This is a genomic window from Effusibacillus lacus (assembly GCF_002335525.1).
Taxonomy (GTDB): Bacteria; Bacillota; Bacilli; order Tumebacillales; family Effusibacillaceae; genus Effusibacillus; species Effusibacillus lacus.
The window spans coordinates 1-20,623 of record NZ_BDUF01000063.1; the positions used below are offsets into that span (position 1 = coordinate 1).

Consider the following 20,623-nt stretch of genomic DNA (forward strand, 5'->3'; position numbering starts at 1 on the left):
AAAAAGTGAATGGCAAAGGTCCCGTGGTGGTTGAGGATCACTGCGATGGACGAGAGTCTAGTGGCAATGGCGGAGAGGACACACCCGTTCCCATAGGGAGAAACGGCAGTTTACTGCCGATGCGACGCTTATGCCCTGTGGGTGCATCCCGAACACGGCGGGAGAAGGATGTTCGACTAAGAGCGCCGGCATCCATGCCGGAACGTCGAACGACCTACGTCCTGTAAGCCCAGCGCCGATGGTACTTGGGCAGAAGCCCCGGGAGAGTAGGTCGTCGCTAGGCTGTTCCTTTATTTCGTCCTAGTAGCTCAGTTGGATAGAGCAACGGCCTTCTAAGCCGTGTGTCGGGAGTTCGAATCTCTCCTGGGACGCCACTCTAACATCCTTGAGTTACAAAGTACCGGGAAGGATTCGAACGTAGAGTTCGTCGGAGCATTCTGTTCGATAGGCATGCTTCGCAGCCAGCCGCTTTACGGCTGCATCTCTCCTGGGACGCCATGTATCCCATCCTGGAGGCTTAGCTCAGCTGGGAGAGCATCTGCCTTACAAGCAGAGGGTCGGCGGTTCGATCCCGTCAGCCTCCACCATTGAATCTTTAGCTCAGCAGGCAAGAGTGCACAACTGAAAATTGTACACAATCCAAATCGCACGTTGCGACAGGTCATAAATCCTGATCCCGTGCGATTTTTTGTTTTGTGTACCCCGCTTTTGTCGGTAAACCCGCGCACATCTCCCGAAAATCAACCTCACTTCACATACAACGTTTTTGTTTGGTAGGTACGCGTTAGAGTTTGGCGTGGTTGGTGCGTCGAGATTACCTCGAATGGGACGGGGAGTCAACGAATAATTTGAGATGCCGGAGTGATGGAATTGGCATACGTGCGCGACTCAAAATCGCGATTTTGTAGGTTCGAGTCCCACTTCCGGCACCATTTTGTCAACTAATCACTCTTCTTTTATTCATAGGGAAGGATGCTTTTTCAAAAAGAAAAAAATTTCTTTCCGCTTCCTATTAGTTATGTTATAGTGACACTAGATTTAACAAATTTCTTCAGGTGCCCGTATGGGAGAATAGGGAAGTTCAAAAAGAACGCGGAGCCCGCCACTGTAGTCGAGGAGCAACTGCATAGCCACTGGGGAACCGGGAAGGCGCAGCAGGCGATGAATCGTAGCCAGGAGACCTGCCTGAAGAAAAGCATATTTGAGGAATGGCTAAACCTCAGCTTATTCAAGCTGGGGTTTTTTCGCGTGGCCGGGCTTACCCACAAAGGAGGAATTTTTGTCTTGAATAGGCTGCTGGACACCGTTGCTTCCGTAAGTGAGTTGAACTTGCTGGCACAGAAAGCTATGGAGGAACATCTCAATTCCCTTACCAAACCTGTTGGCAGTTTGGGGCGCTTGGAAGAATTGGCGATCCAACTGACTGGGATCACCGGAAGTCTGCAACCGGTTGTTGATCCGGCAGTCGTGATTGTAATGGCTGCGGATCATGGGGTGGCGGAGGAAGGCGTTTCCGCATTTCCGGCTGAAGTGACCCGGCAAATGGTCGGAAATTTCATTTCCGGAGGGGCGGCAATCAATGTGCTTGCCCGAGCTGCGGAAGCATCTGTTCAAATTGTTGATATAGGGGTAAAGGGAGAGCTGCGGCTGCCGGGACTGATTTCCCGGAAGATTCGTTCCGGAACAGACAACATGGCGCATGCTCCGGCTATGTCGCGATCTGAGGCAATCTCCGCGATTGAAGTGGGGATTGACATTGCACAGGATGCCGTGCAAAAAGGGGCCAAATTGCTCGCCCTCGGGGAGATGGGGATAGGGAATACCACAGCAAGCAGCGCCCTCTTGGCAGCACTCGGTCAAGTGCCGGTGGAAGAAGTGGTTGGCTTGGGAACCGGCATAACGAACTTTGCGCGCCAGCATAAAGTGGATGTAATCCGCCGGGCCATCCAGCTGAATCAACCCAATCCAGCCGATCCTTTGGATGTCTTGGCAAAAGTGGGGGGACTGGAAATAGCCGGTTTGGCGGGTGTTGTTTTAGGCGCAGCCGCTTTGCGTATCCCCGTGCTGGTCGATGGATTTATCTCTGCCGTTGCCGCCTTGGTGGCGGTTCGACTGGCGCCTCTTTCTGTTCATTATTTGATTGCTTCACATGAGTCTGTAGAGCCGGGCCATTCTTCGGTAAACAAACTATTGGGATTAAAAGCTCTCGTCAACCTCAACCTGCGTCTTGGAGAAGGAAGCGGAGCAGCCGTCGCCTTGCCAATCGTTCGTTCTGCGGTTCGAATTGCAAAGGAGATGGCAACGTTCCGGGAGGCAGGAATATCCGGTTCGATTGACGGTTCCGTTCAAGGAGCGGTCCAGACAACGGATGGTTCAGAGTCAACATCGCTTCTTTCTTTAAGCTCCATTGAAACCCGCCACGAATTTGACAATGCACAAAAAATGGGCGTTTATCAAGCGATTTACACCCGTCGAGATATTCGGACTTTTATCAGGCATCCGATTGAAGAAGAGAAGTTGCGGAGAATTCTTAATGCCGCTCATCACGCGCCATCTGTAGGCTTTATGCAGCCTTGGAACTTTATTGTTGTACGCTCTGAACAAGTCAAGCAGCAATTGCATGAGATCGTGGACAGAGAGGTGCAGATCGCCGGACAATACTTCGAAGGGAAGCGAGCGGAGCTCTATCCAAAACTGAAGGTGCAGGGGATTCTCGACGCTCCGGTTACGGTTTGCTTTACCTGTGATCCTACGCGGGATGGCTCACACGTCCTTGGACGGAATACGATTCCGGAAACGGATGTTTATTCCGTGGTCTGTGCCATTGAGAATCTGTGGTTGGCCGCACGTGCGGAAGGTTTGGGTGTAGGTTGGGTATCGTTCTACAAAAAACAAGACGTCCGCAGGATCCTCAATATTCCGCCGCACATCGACCCTGTCGGATTACTTTCAATTGGATACACGCATCAATTTCACGAACAACCGGTGTTGGAAACTGCAGGATGGGGAAGACGTTATGAGTTGGATGAATTGATTTTCACTGATCAATGGGGAAATCGGTAGGGATATGACAAATACCAAAATTCCGTGAGGGAGTGAAAAATTTTGACTGAAAAGAGACATACCGATGTAATCATCGTGGGAGGGGGAGTGATCGGCAGTTCAATAGCCTATCATCTGAGTCGTAAGGGAGTTCAATGCTTTGTTTTTGATTCCGCGCAAATAGGGGGAGAGGCTTCTTCCGCTTCGGCCGGCATGCTGGGAGCGATGATGGAGACCGATGCTCCCGGCCCGTTGGTAGACTTGTGCTTGGCCAGTCAAAAGAAGTATGCTGCTTTGGAGAATGTGCTACGGGAAGAAACGTGGGATTGATATTGAGTATTTCACAACCGGCCTAGTGGGAGTAGCGAGAAATGAGCAGGAGATGCAAGATTTGCGGAAGAAATGGGAATGGGCCCAATCGCTGGGACAGAAGGTAGAGTGGCTTACCCTTGGCGATTTACGGGAAGTTGAGCCCATGTTATCGGAGTCGTTACTTGGAGGGATATATATTCCCGGTGACCATCAGGTAAATAGTTTTAAGGTAACCAAGGCCTTCAGTTTGGGGGCTAAAATGAGGGAAATGTTATCTCGTTCCCAAAAGGGACGGTTCGATCGTCGTTGGAGCGACGCAAGAAGAGGTCGGATTTGACAAGGAAACGAGAGTGGAAGCGATCAAAACCCTCTATGACATTGCGACCACCATGGTTCCAGCCATGAAGGATGCTGTTTTTGTAAAAACTTGGGCCGGTTTGCGTCCGGCCAATCCCAACATCAAACCATTTCTCGGCCCGGTGGACGGATGGCGCAAACTCATTCTGGCAACGGGGCATTTCCGCAAAGGGACGCTCTTGTCTCCGATTACCGGGGAGATAGTGACGTCTTTGATTATCGGAGAACCATCCCCCATCGATTGGCAACCTTTTACAATGCAAAGTCATCAGTTGACAGCTAATGGAGGATAAAAATCGATTCACCATTCAGATCCATACCTATCCAATGGGATAAGATCGGGTGGTCCTGATTATCGAAGGAAAAGCCCACAATCGGTGCGGGAGTAACCGCCTATTTTACGGAAGCCCAGATCAATGTGGAAATGCAAACGGTACCTGGACATCGGGAAGGTCGATAGCTTTGTCTACCAAACGGTCACTAAGGTATGCAAACACAGGCTGCCAATCTGTGTTTGGATTGGATGAGTCGTTCTGCTTGTAGCGCGACAATTGTAGCGATCCGCTACACCTGGGGAAAACGGCGATGATCAGGAAGGATTCGGAGAAGTCGGCAATCCTGCAATTAAACTTAGACAAATCATGCAAAAGACGAATCCGGAAAGGTTGGCATTGTTTTTGCTTATTTATATTGGCAACAAGGGGACACCCTCTTGTTAGCTATTCGAACTTGAAGGGAGATGATTTAGCACATGGCGAGAGCAAATGCACAAATTCTTGCGATCGACGCCGGAGGAACCATGACGGACACCTTCATCATTAACGACAAGGGGGAGTTTGTGGTCGGCAAAGCGCAATCCACTCCGGATGACGAGTCGATCGGCCTCTTGAATTCGGCGCGAGATGCACTATATTATTGGGACACGAGCGTCGAAGAGGCTTTTCCCCAACTGGTGGCAGGCGTCTATTCCGGGACGGCGATGCTCAATCGCCTGGTGTCACGAAAGGGCAAGCGGGTGGGGTTGATTGTCAACAAGGGAATGGAGGACTTCCACCGCATGGGAAGAGCCATACAGGCTTATCTCGGGTACTCCTATTCCGACCGCCTGCATTTGAACACCCATCGCTATGATCCCCCCCTTGTTCCGAGGGAGTTGACCAGGGGAATCACCGAACGTGTGGATCTTTTTGGAAACGTGGTGATTCCGCTCTATGAACACGAAGTGGAACAAGCGGTGGTGGATCTGCTGGAACAGAACGTGGAAGCGATAGTGATCAGTTTTCTTCATTCCTACAAGTACCCGGCGCATGAACGCAGGGTTCGCGACATGGCGAAGGAAATCATGCAAAAACGGGGGCAAGAAGTGCCGATTTTTGCCTCGGTCGATTACTATCCGCTGCGGAAAGAATCGCACCGCACCAATACGACGATTATCGAGGCCTATGCCGCCGACCCGTCCCGTCAAACGCTGTCAATCATCGATAAGCGGGTCAAGGAAAAAGGGGCGAAGTTCGATTTGCGGGTGATGGCCAGCCACGGCGGTACGATCAGCTATCAGGCGAATGAGTTGGCACGAACGTTGGTATCCGGTCCGATCGGGGGAGTGGTGGGAGCCAAGTATCTGGGCGAATATCTGAAAATTCCTAATATTGCCTGCTCGGATATAGGCGGCACCAGTTTTGACATGGCTTTGATCACACAAGGCGACTTAAGCATCAACACCAGCCCCGACATGGCGCGCCTGGTTCTGTCACTGCCGCTGGTAGCGATGGATACGGTGGGGGCCGGAGCCGGAAGTTTTGTGCGAATCGATCCTAACTTTAAGTCGATTACGTTGGGACCGGACAGCGCAGGGTATCGTGTGGGTGTTTGTAACCCGGCGGGCGGCATTGACACGGTTACCGTTTCCGACTGCCATGTCGTGCTGGGCCTGATCAATCCCGACAACTTCCTGGGCGGCGAGGTAAAACTGTTTCCTGAGCTTGCCTACCAGGCGGTCAAGGAACAAATCGCCGATCCGCTTGGACTCACCGTCGAGGACGCGGCCTACGGCGTGATCGATCTGCTCGAGTCGCAGCTCCGCAATTATCTCGAGTCGATGATTCTCGGAAAGGGGTATTCACCGTCCCAGTATGTCTGTTTTTCTTACGGTGGCGGGGGGCCGCTGCATACTGCCGGGTATACCAAAGGGCTCGGATTCGAGGATATTCTAGTTCCCGCGTGGGCAGCCGGATTTTCCGCTTTTGGCTGCGGAGCGGCCGATTTTGAATACCGGTACGACAAAACGCTGGATCTGAATGTGAATCCCGACGCTGATGATCAGGATAAGGTTGCAGCCGGCCACGAATTGCAACTGGCATGGCAAGAACTGACGGATAAAGTGGCGGACGAATTTGAAAAGAATAACTTCCCGCGAGACAAGGTGGAATTTCGCTTCTATTACCGCATGCAGTACCAGGGTCAGTTGAACGATTTGGAAATTGAATCGCCGATCAGCCAGGTGCGATCCTCTGCAGATTGGGAGAAACTGGTCGCAGCGTTTGAAGAAACGTATTCCCGCGTGTACGCGAAAGCTGCTCGTTCGCCTGAACTGGGATATTCTGTCACCGGGGCGATCGTTAGGGGAATCGTGGAAGTACCGAAGCCGAATATTTCGAAAGAACCACTGGCTGGCGAGAATCCGCCAGAAAACGCTTTCCTGGGCACCCGCAACGTGTATTGGAAAGGACAATGGGTGAAGGCTGACATCTGGGAAATGGAATCGTTGAAAGCGGGCAACCGGATCAAAGGGTTCGCCATTCTCGAATCATCGGCGACTACGTTTGTCATTCCGCCAGGATATGAGACGTATCTCGATCAACACCGGATTTTCCACCTGAAAGAACCCCGCCAGTAAGTCCGGATGATCGCTCATCCGACATTTTGAAATATGTGAAGGAGGGATTTCTAGTGGCCATAAGTCAGAAAGATTTGGAGGCTGAACAGGCTTTGCGCCGAGGAATCGGTTGGAACGGAAAAACACTCAAGCAGATGCGACAGGAAATCGATCGTCTTAGTAGTGAAAGCGGTTACTATGCTGGTTTGAGGGAACTTCCGTTTAAAGAATCTGATCCCATCCGGTATGAAAAAATGTTCGCCAAGCTGCGTGGTGGAGTGGTGCATGCCCGGGAAACAGCGAAACGGGTGGCCGCTTCTCCGATTGTTGAACAAGAAGGGGAGCTGTGCTTTACCCTCTATACGCCGGAAGCGGATTCGGTTGTCACCTCTACCGGGATTATCATTCACGTGGGTACGATGGGAGCCGCGATCAAATACATGATTCAAAATGATTACGAAGAGAATCCCGGCATCGAGCCCGGCGACATTTTCTGCAACAATGACTGTCAGATCGGTAACGTCCACCCTTGCGACGTGCACACCATTGTTCCGATATTCTGGGATAATGAGCTGATTGGTTGGGTTGGAGGTGTCACTCACGTGATCGATGTCGGCGCGACCGCTCCCGGCAGCATGACCGTGGGGCCGGTAACCCGTTACGATGACGGCTATCAGGTGGCATGCCGAAAAATCGGCAAAAACGATACGCTGCTACGCGACTGGTTGATCGAAAGCCAGCGTTCCGTGCGTACCACCAAGTATTGGCTGCTGGATGAACGTACACGCGTGGCCGGCTGCCACATGATTCGCGATCTGGTGCTGCAGATGATCGAAGAAGAAGGGATCGGCGCTTATAAACAGTTTATCCGGGAAGTGATTGAAGACGGCCGCCGGGGTTTCATCAACCAGATCAAATCGTTGACCATTCCCGGCAAATACCGGGGCGTCTCGTTTGTCGACGTTCCTTACAAAAATCTGGATGTGCCGCCCTATGCGCGAGTAAACACGATCATGCACGCCCCGTCCGAGATGACGATCCACAAAGACGGAAAATTTGAAATTGATTTTGAAGGGGTTAACCGCTGGGGCTGGCACAGTTACAACGCAACTCCGGTTTCGATTACAAGCGGCATCTGGGTGATGCTGTCGCAAACGCTGATTCCGAACGACCGGGTAAACGACGGGGCTTACTATGCCAGCAAGTTCGGGCTTCCCTACGGATCCTGGCTGAACCCTGACGATATTCGCACCGCCCACAGCTATGCATGGCACTTCCTGGTTTCCGCCTGGAGTCCGTTGTGGAGGTCTTTGAGCCGATCGTATTTTGCCCGCGGGTATCTGGAAGAAGTCAACGCCGGAAATGCCAATACAAGCAATTGGCTGCAGGGTGGCGGCTATAACCAGTTCAATGAAAATCACGCGGTCAACAGCTTTGAATCGGCGGCTGAAGGTGTCGGGGCGAGCGCCGTCAAAGACGGAATCGACCATGCGGCAGCCGTTTGGAATCCGGAAGGCGACATGGGGGACATGGAGATTTGGGAATTGGCTGAACCGCTGCTGTACCTCGGCCGCACGATCAAGCCGAACACGGGAGGATACGGCAAATACCGAGGCGGAAACGGTTACGAAACGCTGCGGATGGTATGGGGAGCCAAAGATTGGACCATGTTCTTCATGGGCAACGGGTACATGAGCAGCGATTGTGGTTTGATGGGAGGATATCCGGCTGCTTCCGGCTACCGCTTCGAAGCGCACGGCACCAACATCAAGGAACTGATTGACAAGAAACTTCCCCTTCCGTTGGGTGGCGATCCCGATCCCGGCAATCCGCAGTATGACAAACTGATCGAGGCGAAAGAGATCAAGCGCGACAAACAGGCAATCACAACGGAAACGATTTTTGAAAATTACGACCTGTATCTCAATTATCTGCGTGGCGGCCCCGGTTTTGGCGACCCGTTGGAGAGAAAGCCGAAGGCGATTGAAACCGATCTCAACAACGGCCATTTGCTGCCCGATTATGCGGAAAAAGTGTACGGAGCTGTGATCCATAAGGACGAAAAGGGCCTCTGGGTGATCGACGAAGCAAAGACGGAACAGCGACGCGCCGAAATCAGAAAAGAACGGATTCAACGTGGAGTGCCCACGCGTGAATGGATGAAGGAAGAACGGCAGAGGATTTTGAACAAGGATGCGGCGATTCAGGTCCGTCACATGTACGCGAGCAGTTTTGCGCTGAGCCGGAAGTTTCCTGAAGAGTTTCGCAATTTCTGGAATTTGCCGGAAGACTGGATTATCAAGGAAAGCGAATTGGAAATTCCGGTATTCGGCGCCCATCACCAAGTGCAATAGATTCCGATTGAAAAGGAGGTTGAACCATGGCCAAATATGACAAAAAAACGATCGAAGAACTGATTGACGGCACGATTGATTTCTTTAAACTGAAGGAAATGCTCTCGAGTTTCAAGGATCCGGAGCGGTTTGACACATACTTGAGCATTTTGCAGGACAGAGTGCCGTGGGATGACAAAATTCTGCTTCCGGTCGGCCTGCATCTGTATATCGTGCTGAAGAATAACGGCGACCGGATCGTCAAATGCGATTGCGGCCACGAGTTTTGCGACTACCGCGACAATTGGAAACTGCACGCGTTAATTCACGTCCGGGACACGGAGGAGAAGATGGAAGAATTGTATCCGAAACTGTTGGCTCCGGACCCGCAATGGCAGGTGATTCGGGAGTACTACTGCCCAACCTGCGGTACACAGTTAGAGGTGGAAAACGTCACCCCGTGGTATCCGGTAATCAAGGAATTTGACCCCGACATCGACGCTTTCTATGAGGAATGGCTGGGTCGTCCCGTTCCCCAGCCATAGCCGCCGGGTGGCAGGAATATTCGTCGCGATGGCAAAAGGCAGGGCCCCCATCAGGGGGCCCTACTTCATGTTGTATTTTTGCATTTTCCGGTACAATGTGGTGCGGGCGATCTTGCAGCGTCTTGCCACTTCCGACAAGTTGCCGTTCGTTTCCCGAATCAGTTGCGCTAACATTCGTTTCTCTTCCAACTCCAAAGGGGTTTCTTCCTCATTCGAAACGGCGGGCGGCAGGGAGTGGGGCAAATCAGTCATTTGAATCCATTCCCCGCTTGCAAACAAAACGGCATGTTCTATCACGTTTTCCATTTCCCTTAAGTTGCCCGGCCAATGATATTCCAGGAAAAAGGACAAAACCTCGGCGCTGGCGCCGGTAACCGATTTGCCGTATTTGTTCGCACATCTTCGGATAAAATGATCGCACAATAAAGGGATATCCTCCTTCCGCTCCCGCAATGGAGGGAGGTGTAATCCGACAACGTTGAGGCGGTAATAAAGATCGGCGCGAAACTTCCCTTCTTCGATCAGTTTCGTCAAATTTTGGTTGGTGGCCGCGATAATGCGGACATCAACCGGAATGGGCTTTGATGACCCGAGACGGATCACTTCTTTCTCCTGCAGAACTCGCAGCAGGAATACCTGCAAGTCAAGCGGCATCTCCCCGATTTCATCCAGAAACAGCGTTCCGCCGTTCGCTTCTTCAAATTTCCCTGCTTTCCCCTTGGGATTCCCTCCCGTAAACGTACCCGGCTCATAACCAAACAATTCGCTTGCCATCAGTTCCTTCGGAATGGCGCCGCAGTTGATTGCCAGAAACGGGGCCCGGTGCCGTAAGCTGGCGCGATGGATCGCCTGCGCGAACCTTTCCTTGCCGGTTCCGCTCTCCCCTGTGAGCAATACCGGCACATTCGTGGGAGCCACCATTTGGCTCTTGTTGATTATATCTTTTACTGCTTTTGATTCACCGATGATGTCGGACCAGAAGTTGCAGGAAATGGACACGGACGAGTGATGCTGAGCGGATCGTTGAAGGTGGAGGAGAAAGCCGATTCTTTCCGAATCAACCGCAATGTTTTGCACCGTGATTTTTAATTGGTACAACGGCAAAAGGACTTCTTCTTCCTCACCGTTGTTGTTGAGAAGAGCATTCTTCAACACTTCAATGCCGGGAAGTGACCAGAAATGGCTGAGATCGCCCGTTTGAAACAGCGCTGACACTCCGGAAACGGCATTCACGATTTGCAGGGCGGCATCCAAAACGATAACGGGATCCGATTTCCATTGATTGACCGCCTGCACAAATCGGGTTTGCAACTGATGACGCGTTTTCAGCGAAATTTCCCGGTAGCTCTGCTGGATGGCCGTCGCGGTGACCGTTGCGATGCCCAATGAGTGCGGCTGAGCCATATCGGATGGACCTGTGAGATCGATCACTCCCAACAGTTGTCCGGTGAACGGATCGTGAATCGGAGCCGATGAACAGATCCAGGGATGGCACCCTTCACAGAAATGCTCGTAAGAAAAAATCTGGATCGGCTGCCGAATCGCAATGGAAGTTCCGATTGCGTTGGTGCCAGCCGATGCCTCGCTCCAGTCGGCACCGGGTACGAAGTTCATTTGCTCGGCTTTCTGCAGGGTTTTGGGGTCCCCCTGCAAATAAATAATTTTGCCCTGGCTGTCGCAAAGGGTAACCAGATGTCCGGTGCCGCTGATCTGATCGGCCAGATGTTGAACGATCGGCAGGGAAATCTGATACAAATTCGATTTCTTTGCCCACTCCACCAATTCGTCTTGGGACAGCGCGATGGCGGTTTGTTTTTGTCTGGGGTTGACCCTATAGGTCAAACAGCGCTTCCATGATTCGAAAACATTCATCCTCATTTGACCCGGTTCGTGATTTTCCAATACATAGCGCTTCCATTTGATTTCCAGTTCTTTCATTTTCATGTGTATATCACTGGGTAAGCGAATAGCTATCTGCGAGTTCTCCATAACTATCCCTCCAGTCGACAGAAAATTATTACTATTTCGTATTATATCAAAGATGACATCGGTACGAAAGGTTTGTTATATGCTACTAGAAATTTCCGAATAGTCAGCTCGTTTCAGAGCAATCACAAATAATGTAAAATAAAAAGACAATTGACTTTGTTGAATCTGGAGGCAGCAATGGAACTTTTGGAAGTATTTAAAGCCTTGTCCAATGAGACGAGGCTGCAGATCCTACAGTGGTTAAAAAATCCTGAAATTCACTTTCCAAAACCGCAAAACGGGGATATACACGAAGATGGGGTTTGCGTAAGCGATATCCATAAAAAATTTGGATTGTCACAATCCACAGTGTCCCTTTACCTATCAATGCTGCAAAATGCCGGATTGATAAAAGCAAAACGAATTGGGCAATTTACTTATTATAAAAGGGATGAGGAGAACATCAAAAAAATTGTGGAATTGTTATCCAGGGATTTGTAAATCAAAATCCTTGTTTACCGCTTATATCGTAAGCATCATTACAATTTTGGCCTTGAAGCTCCCTTAGTTTTATCATATTATATCGATAATTCTAGATATCTATAAATAAAGATGTGGAGGGCGATCATGAACCGGTTTGATAAACACAAGGGATATTCACGCATGTTTCAGGAAAATAATCTGACTCTCGGGTTATTCTTTCCTTTGGAATCATACGAGGGCAGCATTCCGGAGATGAACATTGAAAAACAAATGAAACTGGCAAAAAGAGCGGAGGAGCTAAATTTTGCCGCATTGTTCGTCAGGGATGTTCCATTATATGACCCCCATTTCGGGGATGTGGGCCAGATTTATGATCCCTGGGTCTATCTGGGGTATATAGCCGCCCATACTGAAAACATTGCTTTGGGTACCGCAAGTATTATTCTAACGTTGCGGCATCCGCTGCATGTGGCCAAAGCAGCCGCTTCCATCGACAAAATATCCGGCGAACGCCTGGTTCTCGGGGTGGCGACAGGGGATCGTCCTATAGAATTTCCAGCCTTTTCAGTTGATCCCGAAGAGCGCGGCACTTTGTTTCAAGAATCCATATTTGTAATGAAAAGAGCATGGGAGGAGAACTTTCCCGCTGTCAGGTCGCCACGGGTCAATCTGTGGAACGGGGACATCTTGCCCAAACCGCGACTTTCCGACATTCCGGTGCTGGTAACCGGCCACAGCTCTCAGTCCCCCGAATGGATTGCCCAGAACAGTGACGGGTGGATGTACTATCCCCGAAACTTGAAATTCCAAACCGAACTGATTAAAAATTGGCGCTCTCTTACCGATCGGTTTAAACCGTTTAGTCAGTCCCTGTATGTGGATTTGACGGAGGATCCGAATCATGCACCAGTCCCCATTCATTTAGGGTTCCGGATCGGGCGCAATCCTCTCATTGAATTCATTGAGGGTCTTAAAAATGCGGGTGTCAATCATGTGATTATCAACTTGAAATATGGCCGACGTCCTGTTGAAGAAGTGATTGATGAATTGGGTGAAGAAGTTCTTCCGCACTTTCCCGCATTAACCGGGAAGTGACATATGGACCGATTATTGCGGGCAATCTTGTTGATACCCCGTAATGGCTTAGTACTTGCCATTACGGGGGCCCAACTTGGCGAAGCACGCATCCCGGACGCAGATTTATACAAGAGTGTTTTCTTCCACCACAGGACTCATGACTCTAAAAATGGGTGTGTCTCCCTGAAATTCCGCAAGCTCGACACAGGAACCAATACCCAGTTGCTCAACCGGCTGTTGTACACGTCCCATAAGACGAAGTCCATCCTCGCACTCAATAATTGCCAACAGGTAGGGAGCTACGCTTTTAAACCTTTCTTCACAAACGTGTACTCTTGTAAACGAAATAACGGTTCCGGCAATTTCCAGGGTAATTGGACTAAAACTTTTTGACGACCGGCATTGTGAACAATAACCTTGTGGAATCAGTTGTCTGCGGCCGCATTCGTCGCATTGATATACCGTCATGCTCAAGGACAATTCGGTTACCTCCTTTTATAAATATGAACGGTGCAAGTGCCACCGGCTCCGCCCAGGTTGTGCGTCAAACCTGTCACCGCGTTCTTTACTTGCCGAAGTTCCGCCTCGCCGCGTAATTGGCAGACGATCTCCACTCCCTGGCCCACTCCGGTTGATCCCACAGGATGCCCTTTTGCTTTCAGTCCCCCGCTGGGGTTAATCGGCAGCTCGCCACCCAGGCGGGTTCGTCCCTCTAAAGCGGCCTTTCCCCCTTCCCCCGGTTTAAAGAACCCCAGATCTTCGGTCGCCACAATTTCAGCAATTGTGAAACAGTCATGAACTTCTGCAACATCCACGTCACCGGGTTTTATGTTAGCCATGGAGAAGGCTCTTTCGGCAGCAAGCCGTGTAGCCGGAAAAGACGTCAACGACACATTGGCGAAAACCTCGAACCTGCCGGAAGCTTGCCCGGTGCCAACAATATCAACCACATCTTTACGGTGTGTTTCCGCAAGTTCCGGTGCGCATAATACCATGGCGGATGCGCCGTCGGATATCAGGGAGCAGTCATACCGGCTGAAAGGCTCCGCTACCATGTGTCGACTGGAGAGTACTTCTTCCAGGGTGATCTTTTTGTGCATATGAGCTTTCGGGTTCAACAGGGCATGGTCATGATTTTTTACCGCCACCGCCGCCAAATGTTCTCGAGTCGCTCCATACTGATGCATATACCGGTGAGCGACAAATGCAAAAACGGCAGGAAAAGTCAGTCCGTGTTTGACCTCAGCTTCCCAGTTGCTTGCTTTGGCCAGAACACTGGTTACACCGGATGTAGCCAAGGAAGTCATTTTTTCGGCACCTACAACAAGAACTCTCTTGTACAATCCGCTTTTTATGGCAAGGATGGCCTCACGAACAGCCAGGCTGCCTGATGCGCAAGCGCCCTCCACCCGTGTTGCGGGAACGCCGTTTAATCCTATGGCCGACGCCGAATAAGCTGCCAGATGGTTCTGGTTAATGAAGTTTTCACCGGCAAAGTTGCCCAAATAATAGGCATCAATATCTTCAGGGCCTAACCCTGCATCTTGAAGCGCTTGGGATGCGGCATCCATCACCAACTCAAGAAAGGAAGAACCAAGAACGCCGTAGCGTGTTATTCCAATACCGATCACCGACGCCAGTGCCATACTCTCACTCCTTGATATCTTTGTTTTTTATCGGAAGTATTTACTTCGCGGGTTGAACCAACTCAATGACCACCCCGTCAAAAGATTCTCTTTCCGCAAACGCAACTGTGGAGTTGTGTGCGCCCGGACGCGGTGTCATATCTTTCATATGAATGCCGGAACTGGCTGCTTGGCGAATCGCACTGTTTATGTCTTCAACTTCCATTGCGATATGGTGGAGCCCCCCGCCTGTGGCCCGGAGAAATTCAACGAGTTCCCCCTTGTCGCCCAATGGTTGCACCAATTCGATCTGCGTATCCCCGATGGGCAAAAACACCACTTTTACGTTATACGATTCAACGTATTCGATATTGGAAGAGGGTAACCCCAGTCCCTTTTGATAGGGTACAAGGGCTTTTTCAATATCATCCACGATTACGGCAATGTGATTGATTTTTTTAACCATGATTTTTTGCTCCTTCCATATGCATTTTTCTCAAAATATGTTTCTGTATCTTGCCGACAGAGGTACGGGGCAGTTCTGTCACAATTTCCACAAATTCCGGAACTTTAAATTTGGCCAATCTGGTTTGACAAAACGATATGATTTCATCCGGAGACACATGATGTTCCTCACGCAATACCACATATGCCTTTATGGTTTCATCCCGTATCTCATCGGGAATTCCGATGACCGCACAGTCGAATACGCCCGGATGTTGAATAATGACCCTTTCGATTTCATTGGCCGCCACATTTTCGCCAGCCCGTTTAATCATGTCTTTTTTACGGTCTACAAAGAAAAAGTACCCTTCCTCATCCATCCGGACATTGTCTCCGGTATATAACCAGCCGTCCTTCAGTGCCTCTTCGGTTGCTTGTTGATTGTTAAAATATCCCTTCATGACCGTTCTTCCGGGAACTCCTTTGACAATCAGCTCTCCGGCCTCTCCCTGCGGCACCTCGTTGCCAAAATCGTCAACAATTTTCACTTCATACCCCAAAACCGGCCTTCCGATTCCCATGTTCTTGCATACTCCATCGATAGGGTTCATCAGGGGAGTTCCGATCGTTTCGGTCATTCCATACAACTGCAACAGCTTTGTATTGTAATTCTCTTCAAATGCAGCCAGTTGTTCTTCCGAAACAACTTGCGCAAACCAGACCACGCGCAGATTGTGATCCCGATCAGCCGGATCGTACTTTTGTCGCAAAATCATCCGAATTGGCGCAGCAAAGAGAGAACCGACAGTCGCTCCCAATCTGTTCGCCTGCTTGAAATAACGGGAAGCGCTAAAGCGTTCGGTCATCGCTATACTTGCACCCACGGTGAGGGCTGACATGGAAGAATAATATTGCGCGTTTGCATGGAACAAGGGAAGTACGATGAATTGTCGGTCGTCGGGAGTCAAACGAATCGATTTTGACATCACTTCTCCAGCATACAAGTAGTTGGCATGGGTGATGAGTACGCCTTTTGGACGGGAAGTGGTTCCCGATGTATACATCATGGCGGCTACATCTTCGGAATCAAGCGGTACGATGGGGATTTCCCCTCTTGATTGTTCCATGATCCGGTCCAAACTTTTGTCTTGGTATTCGGTACCTTCATAACGGGCCAGCCAGATATCTCGAATCGGCAGTGTATCCTTGATATTGTTGAACTTATTCAGGTAGGTTTCCTCGGTAATAAGCAACACCGACTTCGAATGTCCCAATATATATTCCATCTCTTCTTCGGTTGACAGGATATTGGTCGGTACCATGACCGCCCCAATCTGTGCCAGCGAAAACCAGGAAATCATAAATTCCAGGCAATTGGGCAGATGAAGGGTGACCTTGTCCTCTTTTTTTACCCCAAATTCAAGAAGGGCCGTTGCAAGTCGATTCACTTTATCTGCGAACTCCCGATATGTGAGAGCAAACAGTTGCTCCTTGTTATCTTCAAATACGAGAAAAGTTTTGTCCGGGTGATGTGTTACTTTTTCAGTCAGCAGATCGCGAAGTGTACGATTTCCAATTATGTCCATAAGAAAAACCTCCCCAAAAAACTTTTTTGGGAGGTTATAAATGCAAATATTATGCCAATCATAGACCGTACTTTTTTTTCTTCCGGACCAAAGTGGCCAAATCTATGCCGAGCGTCTCCGCACAACGCTTTAACGGACGGTAATTCGTCAGGTGCCAACTCAGGATTTGCCTTTCATGATCGTTTAAAATTTCCTTCAGGCTTTTTCTTTGGAAGGACTGTTTAAAGTCATGTTCGTTAGGAGGTGCTGCGGACGCACGGTGACTGCTCAGAATATTTACGGGCAGCAGGTGTTCATCAATCGCATCCTTGTCCGATGTCAAAATTATTCGTTCCACCATATTCTTGAGCTCGCGGACGTTCCCGGGCCATTCATATGCAAGCAGCTTGTCGACTGCTGCGGGAGTTAAAATTTTGCTTGTCCGATGTTTATTGTTGAATTGATTAAAAAAGTGCATCAAAAGAGCGACAACATCATCCTTACGCTCCCTGAGGGGAGGAACCTGAAGAATTAACACGTTAAGCCTGTAGAAAAGATCTTTTCGAAAACGTTTTTCTTGTATTAAGGTCTCCAGATGAGCATTGGTCGCCGCAATTATACGAACATCAATCGGTATGGGTTTCGTTCCCCCCAATCTTTGAATTTCCATGTCCTGCAGCACACCCAGCAGTTTTACCTGCAAGGATAAAGGCATTTCGCCTATCTCATCAAGGAAAACAGTCCCATTGTTTGCCACCTCAAATAAACCGGCTTTTCCCTGGCGGCCTGCGCCGGTAAATGCTCCCGCCTCGTACCCGAACAATTCGGATTCCAACAGATGCTCGGGAATGGCTCCGCAATTCACTTTGACGAAAGTTCCTTTTTTTTGGCGGTCACTGATATAATGTATATATTTCGCCAATACATCTTTTCCGACCCCTGATTCTCCAAGAATAAGGATCGGAGTGTCGGTGGACGCAATTTTTTTTGCCAAAGAAATAATTCTCTCCATTGCATGACTCCGGTAAATCATCTGTCCGCCTTCCAGTTCCGCAGACTGGACCTCTTGCAGCGTTTGTCGATATCCCTCATTTAATGCTCTTGTCTCATCCAACTGTCGTTTAAGTTCATTCAATTCCGTAAGATCCCTCACATTTGCAATTACACGCAACAAATTGCCTGCATCGTCAAAAACCGGAATCGCACTTACCAAACCTTCGGAACCATTAAAATAATCAATGACACTGGTCACTGTTTTTCTTTTCCGGATGGCTTCGGCTACCACCGAATTGGGGAGCCAACCATTATCCAATAATTGAAAAACAGTGTGAGCGTCCAATTGGGCGGGGGTCAATCCCGAGATTCGCAAGAATGCCTTGTTATACCAAGTCGTAAGTCCGTTTCCGTCCGTAATGTAAATCCCATCATATAAACTATCGATCAGGTGCTTTAGTAAAAGTTCAGACTCATAAACTCGCTTGGACAGATCAATCATGCGGATCACCTTATGTTTTGAATATTTTTAATATATGCATTATCGCATATATTCGGCAAAAATGCATATGCAAAATTGCATATTTCGCGACAACTGAAAGCCATGACCCACTATCGGAAGAGGAATCATGGCTTTCGCTTTGATTTTGCGGTTTTTACAGATGAAGGGGCATCAGGAACATGCCAATGCTGGTGATGATAATGTATACCAGCAGCAACATGGTACAGAATCCGGCGATTTGACCGAATTTTGTCCTGGTGATATCCAACAGGGCGATTGCCCAGAACGGTTGAATCAGGTGAGACATCATATCTCCCCAACTGTAAGCGAGAGTTGTACTTGCGGGACTGATACCCAGTTCTTTGGCCGCCTTTAACAGATAGGGGGCCTCAATCACCCACTTGGAACCGCCGGATGGGACAAAGTAACCCAATATACCGGAATACCAATATACAATGGGCAAGAACGTTTGTGGCGTTGAAATGGAAGTAAAAAACGTAGTCAATACATGTCCCAGATCGGTATAGGATATCAGCCCGAAGATACCTCCGTACAGCGGGAATTGCACAAGAATTCCCCATGCTCCCTGCACGCCTCTCTTACATCCTTCCAAAAACACTATGGGTCTCCAGGTCAGGAAGAGGGCCAAAGTCAAGAATAACAGGTTATAAGTGTCAATACTCCAACCTGCAATTCCTTTCGACGTAAAAATGTTAATGAGAAAGTACAGGCTGGCAACTCCTAAAATAATGTTCCAACCGGGCCACCAAGCCATCCGGTCGGCAGGGCTGAGATCGGCGGGACGTTGGAAATCGCTTTCTTTGGTAATGGAATCCAATACGCTTTGCTCCATCTTGACCCGGGATTTCTTCGGAGTTAACAACGTCAAAATCAATGCGGTGGTAACAATGGTTACAAGGACCAAGAGGATATTAAATTGTGAGAAGATCGTTCGCGTTACTGGAATTAAATCAGTCAAAATTTTATCTTTGAGCAGAAAATTATCCGGAGTTGCCACAAGCAATGTGGCAGACCCGGAAAGTCCCGCATGCCAGAGCGTTGCGATTCCGACATAAGCGGCGGCCACCAGTAAGCGCATGTCCGATTTCGGATTGTGTTTGGCAACAAACGGAACAAAGGTGGCTGACACCACAACGGTCAATGCCCAGTTAATATAACCGGTCAGGAGAGATACGACGGCAACCAGTAAGGTGGCCTGCCAGGGTTTATCCGGATTGGGGCGGGAACCCAACCAGTTTAACGCCCTTTTGGTTGCCGGGGCGGTGGCACAGACATACGCCACCAGGATTGCAAAACTGAATTGGGCCATAAGCGGCAGCAAAACCCAAAGTCCTTTTCCCCAAACTTGAGCCGCTTTAACGGGGGAAGCGTTCCCAAATGCGATAGTCATAAGAAATACGATAATGGAAAGAATGACAGCAATGATCCAAGCGTCAGGAACCCATTTTTGAGTCCATTCACTGGTCGATAACGCAAAATTCCGAAACCGGTCAAGAATCCCATTCGGTTTGTCGTATTCAGATGAGGGGTATTGGTTTGAATTTTCAAATAAATTGTTTTGTGACATTTTTGGTCCTCCCTGGTTGATATGATTTTGAGAATTTAAATATGGCAATTTTTGAAATACGATGTAACACCCTCTTTCATCCTCCTTGTTACAATTCAGCAAGCAAGTTCCATGCCAATCCATGTTTGTAGCAGCAACTTTCTTTTGCGGTAGATGAGCGGTTTATTTTTTCTTTGACCCGTTATTGTAACTTTGTTATACTTACTAAAAGTAAGTAAAAATGACACCTTATTTACCTCAGGTGTTATCTCGTTGAGGCCGGTACTTGACTGTAAACATGTAATGAAGTGGGGGAAATTGCAGTGGCCAAGTTGGACTATTATTTCGATTATGCATGTCCCTGGTGTTATCTGGGGACGAAGACGGTTCGCGAACTGGCAGCGGAAGGGGTCGAAGTGACTTACCATGTCTGGAAGATGCCCTCGAACGTGACCCCGCCGCCAAAACCGGAAGGCTATTACGAAGCGGGGAAGGCCCGCTTGAAGGAACTGAAAGAGGAAATGGGCATGCCGCTGGTTACTCCGATCCAAAAAGAAACGGTTCCGGCCCTGATTGCCACCAAAGTCGCTGACAAGCTGGGGGCCGCCGCCTCCTATGTGGAAGCGGTATTCCATGCACACTGGGGGGAGCAGAAGGATATTTCCAATCAGGAAACTCTCGTACAGCTGGCAAAGCAGATCGGGCTTGATGAGGCCACCTTTCGGTCGGAACTGGCAAAAGCCGAAGCGGTTCAGGCATACAATAAGGATCTGGAACAAGCGGCCCAACTGGAGATCTCCACAATTCCTTCTTATCGCAACGGGGGAAAACAACTGCTGATCCACCATTTTAACGACATGCCCACATTGGATACTCTTCGGGAACTGGCTAGGAAAACCGAATGATGGAACCCAGATTATAAGCCACAGTTCAGT

At 49.4% G+C, this 20,623-nt stretch carries 17 protein-coding genes, 3 tRNA genes, 1 pseudogene and 1 riboswitch; of the genes and pseudogenes, 14 read left to right on the plus strand and 7 right to left on the minus strand.

Translation table 11 applies throughout. The features are described from left to right. From EFBL_RS20940 to EFBL_RS12415, 11 genes and pseudogenes are all read left to right on the plus strand, one after another. Positions 1-227, plus strand: a 227-nt coding sequence (locus EFBL_RS20940; RefSeq protein WP_216640725.1) for a hypothetical protein, incomplete at its 5' end; no start/stop codon positions are given. Between the two features lie 70 nt (positions 228-297). Continuing rightward, a tRNA-Arg gene (locus EFBL_RS12370) sits at positions 298-374 on the plus strand. 137 nt (positions 375-511) lie between these two features. After that, positions 512-587, plus strand: a tRNA-Val gene (locus EFBL_RS12375). A 268-nt stretch (positions 588-855) separates the two neighbouring features. Then, positions 856-932, plus strand: a tRNA-Leu gene (locus tag EFBL_RS12380). A gap of 104 nt (positions 933-1,036) precedes the next feature. Continuing rightward, positions 1,037-1,203, plus strand: a riboswitch (cobalamin riboswitch). 81 nt (positions 1,204-1,284) lie between these two features. Further along, the gene (gene cobT, locus EFBL_RS21905; protein WP_341769650.1) at positions 1,285-3,063 is read left to right on the plus strand and encodes a nicotinate-nucleotide--dimethylbenzimidazole phosphoribosyltransferase; all 1,779 of its coding nucleotides are present in this window, start codon (positions 1,285-1,287) and stop codon (positions 3,061-3,063) included. Positions 3,064-3,105: 42 nt separating this feature from the next. Next, entirely contained in the window at positions 3,106-3,372 is a 267-nt protein-coding gene (locus EFBL_RS12390; protein ID WP_165912684.1) for an FAD-dependent oxidoreductase, read from the plus strand. After that, positions 3,344-3,691 carry an NAD(P)/FAD-dependent oxidoreductase gene (locus EFBL_RS21910; RefSeq protein WP_165912685.1) on the plus strand — a complete coding sequence of 116 codons (348 nt, stop codon included), beginning with the start codon at positions 3,344-3,346 and terminating at the stop codon, positions 3,689-3,691. The genes EFBL_RS12390 and EFBL_RS21910 overlap by 29 nt, the downstream gene beginning before the upstream one ends. Next, positions 3,636-4,004, plus strand: a pseudogene (locus EFBL_RS12400) (FAD-dependent oxidoreductase); the annotation flags it as partial. The gene EFBL_RS21910 and the pseudogene EFBL_RS12400, both read left to right, overlap by 56 nt. Positions 4,005-4,462: 458 nt before the next feature. Next, positions 4,463-6,607, plus strand: a complete 2,145-nt coding sequence (locus EFBL_RS12405) for a hydantoinase/oxoprolinase family protein (protein WP_096182438.1) — start codon at positions 4,463-4,465, stop codon at positions 6,605-6,607. A gap of 59 nt (positions 6,608-6,666) precedes the next feature. After that, on the plus strand, positions 6,667-8,940 hold the full coding sequence (locus EFBL_RS12410; RefSeq protein ID WP_424955055.1) for a hydantoinase B/oxoprolinase family protein: 2,274 nt from the start codon (positions 6,667-6,669) through the stop codon (positions 8,938-8,940). A 26-nt stretch (positions 8,941-8,966) separates the two neighbouring features. Beyond that, positions 8,967-9,464, plus strand: coding sequence for an acetone carboxylase subunit gamma (locus EFBL_RS12415; protein ID WP_096182439.1), 498 nt, complete (start codon positions 8,967-8,969; stop codon positions 9,462-9,464). Between the two features lie 60 nt (positions 9,465-9,524). On the opposite strand, the gene EFBL_RS12420 is transcribed toward EFBL_RS12415, so the two are convergent. Beyond that, positions 9,525-11,453 (minus strand): sigma-54-dependent Fis family transcriptional regulator, encoded by a 1,929-nt coding sequence (locus EFBL_RS12420; protein WP_096182440.1) that lies wholly within the window; start codon positions 11,451-11,453, stop codon positions 9,525-9,527. A gap of 177 nt (positions 11,454-11,630) precedes the next feature. On the opposite strand from EFBL_RS12420, the gene EFBL_RS12425 reads away from it, so the two are divergent. Both EFBL_RS12425 and EFBL_RS12430 read left to right on the plus strand, forming a co-directional pair. After that, positions 11,631-11,933, plus strand: coding sequence for an ArsR/SmtB family transcription factor (locus EFBL_RS12425; RefSeq protein ID WP_096182441.1), 303 nt, complete (start codon positions 11,631-11,633; stop codon positions 11,931-11,933). A gap of 126 nt (positions 11,934-12,059) precedes the next feature. Then, the gene (locus tag EFBL_RS12430; protein WP_096182442.1) at positions 12,060-13,010 is read left to right on the plus strand and encodes an LLM class oxidoreductase; all 951 of its coding nucleotides are present in this window, start codon (positions 12,060-12,062) and stop codon (positions 13,008-13,010) included. 105 nt (positions 13,011-13,115) lie between these two features. Here the strand turns inward: EFBL_RS12430 and EFBL_RS12435 are convergent, their stop codons facing one another. The 6 genes from EFBL_RS12435 to EFBL_RS12460 all read right to left on the minus strand — a co-directional run bounded on the left by EFBL_RS12435 (position 13,116) and on the right by EFBL_RS12460 (position 19,709). Beyond that, positions 13,116-13,472: a Zn-ribbon domain-containing OB-fold protein gene (locus tag EFBL_RS12435; RefSeq protein ID WP_096182443.1), complete on the minus strand. Its 357-nt coding sequence runs from the start codon at positions 13,470-13,472 to the stop codon at positions 13,116-13,118. Positions 13,473-13,477: 5 nt separating this feature from the next. Further along, positions 13,478-14,638 (minus strand): thiolase domain-containing protein, encoded by a 1,161-nt coding sequence (locus EFBL_RS12440; RefSeq protein WP_096182444.1) that lies wholly within the window; start codon positions 14,636-14,638, stop codon positions 13,478-13,480. 40 nt (positions 14,639-14,678) lie between these two features. After that, positions 14,679-15,083 carry a VOC family protein gene (locus tag EFBL_RS12445; protein WP_096182445.1) on the minus strand — a complete coding sequence of 135 codons (405 nt, stop codon included), beginning with the start codon at positions 15,081-15,083 and terminating at the stop codon, positions 14,679-14,681. Then, positions 15,076-16,647 (minus strand): AMP-binding protein, encoded by a 1,572-nt coding sequence (locus EFBL_RS12450; protein ID WP_096182446.1) that lies wholly within the window; start codon positions 16,645-16,647, stop codon positions 15,076-15,078. Before EFBL_RS12450 ends, EFBL_RS12445 begins: the two co-directional genes overlap by 8 nt. A 58-nt stretch (positions 16,648-16,705) precedes the next feature. After that, on the minus strand, positions 16,706-18,121 hold the full coding sequence (locus EFBL_RS12455) for a sigma-54 interaction domain-containing protein (RefSeq protein WP_096182447.1): 1,416 nt from the start codon (positions 18,119-18,121) through the stop codon (positions 16,706-16,708). Between the two features lie 154 nt (positions 18,122-18,275). Beyond that, positions 18,276-19,709, minus strand: a complete 1,434-nt coding sequence (locus tag EFBL_RS12460; protein WP_165912686.1) for a TIGR00366 family protein — start codon at positions 19,707-19,709, stop codon at positions 18,276-18,278. A 302-nt stretch (positions 19,710-20,011) separates the two neighbouring features. On the opposite strand from EFBL_RS12460, the gene EFBL_RS12465 reads away from it, so the two are divergent. Further along, complete coding sequence (locus tag EFBL_RS12465) at positions 20,012-20,593, plus strand: DsbA family oxidoreductase (RefSeq protein WP_165912687.1); 582 nt, start codon at positions 20,012-20,014, stop codon at positions 20,591-20,593. The last annotated feature ends 30 nt before the right edge of the window (positions 20,594-20,623 follow it).

What these genes read in the sequence shown, in the direction of transcription:
- EFBL_RS12450 (WP_096182446.1), bottom strand. Translation starts at nt 16,647, where the DNA reads ATGGACATAATTGGAAATCGTACACTTCGCGATCTGCTGACTGAAAAA.
- EFBL_RS12420 (WP_096182440.1), bottom strand. Translation starts at nt 11,453, where the DNA reads ATGGAGAACTCGCAGATAGCTATTCGCTTACCCAGTGATATACACATG.
- EFBL_RS12415 (WP_096182439.1), top strand. Translation starts at nt 8,967, where the DNA reads ATGGCCAAATATGACAAAAAAACGATCGAAGAACTGATTGACGGCACG.
- EFBL_RS21910 (WP_165912685.1), top strand. Translation starts at nt 3,344, where the DNA reads ATGTGCTACGGGAAGAAACGTGGGATTGATATTGAGTATTTCACAACC.
- EFBL_RS12405 (WP_096182438.1), top strand. Translation starts at nt 4,463, where the DNA reads ATGGCGAGAGCAAATGCACAAATTCTTGCGATCGACGCCGGAGGAACC.
- EFBL_RS12455 (WP_096182447.1), bottom strand. Translation starts at nt 18,121, where the DNA reads ATGATTGATCTGTCCAAGCGAGTTTATGAGTCTGAACTTTTACTAAAG.
- EFBL_RS12440 (WP_096182444.1), bottom strand. Translation starts at nt 14,638, where the DNA reads ATGGCACTGGCGTCGGTGATCGGTATTGGAATAACACGCTACGGCGTT.
- EFBL_RS12430 (WP_096182442.1), top strand. Translation starts at nt 12,060, where the DNA reads ATGAACCGGTTTGATAAACACAAGGGATATTCACGCATGTTTCAGGAA.
- EFBL_RS12445 (WP_096182445.1), bottom strand. Translation starts at nt 15,083, where the DNA reads ATGGTTAAAAAAATCAATCACATTGCCGTAATCGTGGATGATATTGAA.
- EFBL_RS12425 (WP_096182441.1), top strand. Translation starts at nt 11,631, where the DNA reads ATGGAACTTTTGGAAGTATTTAAAGCCTTGTCCAATGAGACGAGGCTG.
- EFBL_RS12460 (WP_165912686.1), bottom strand. Translation starts at nt 19,709, where the DNA reads ATGTCACAAAACAATTTATTTGAAAATTCAAACCAATACCCCTCATCT.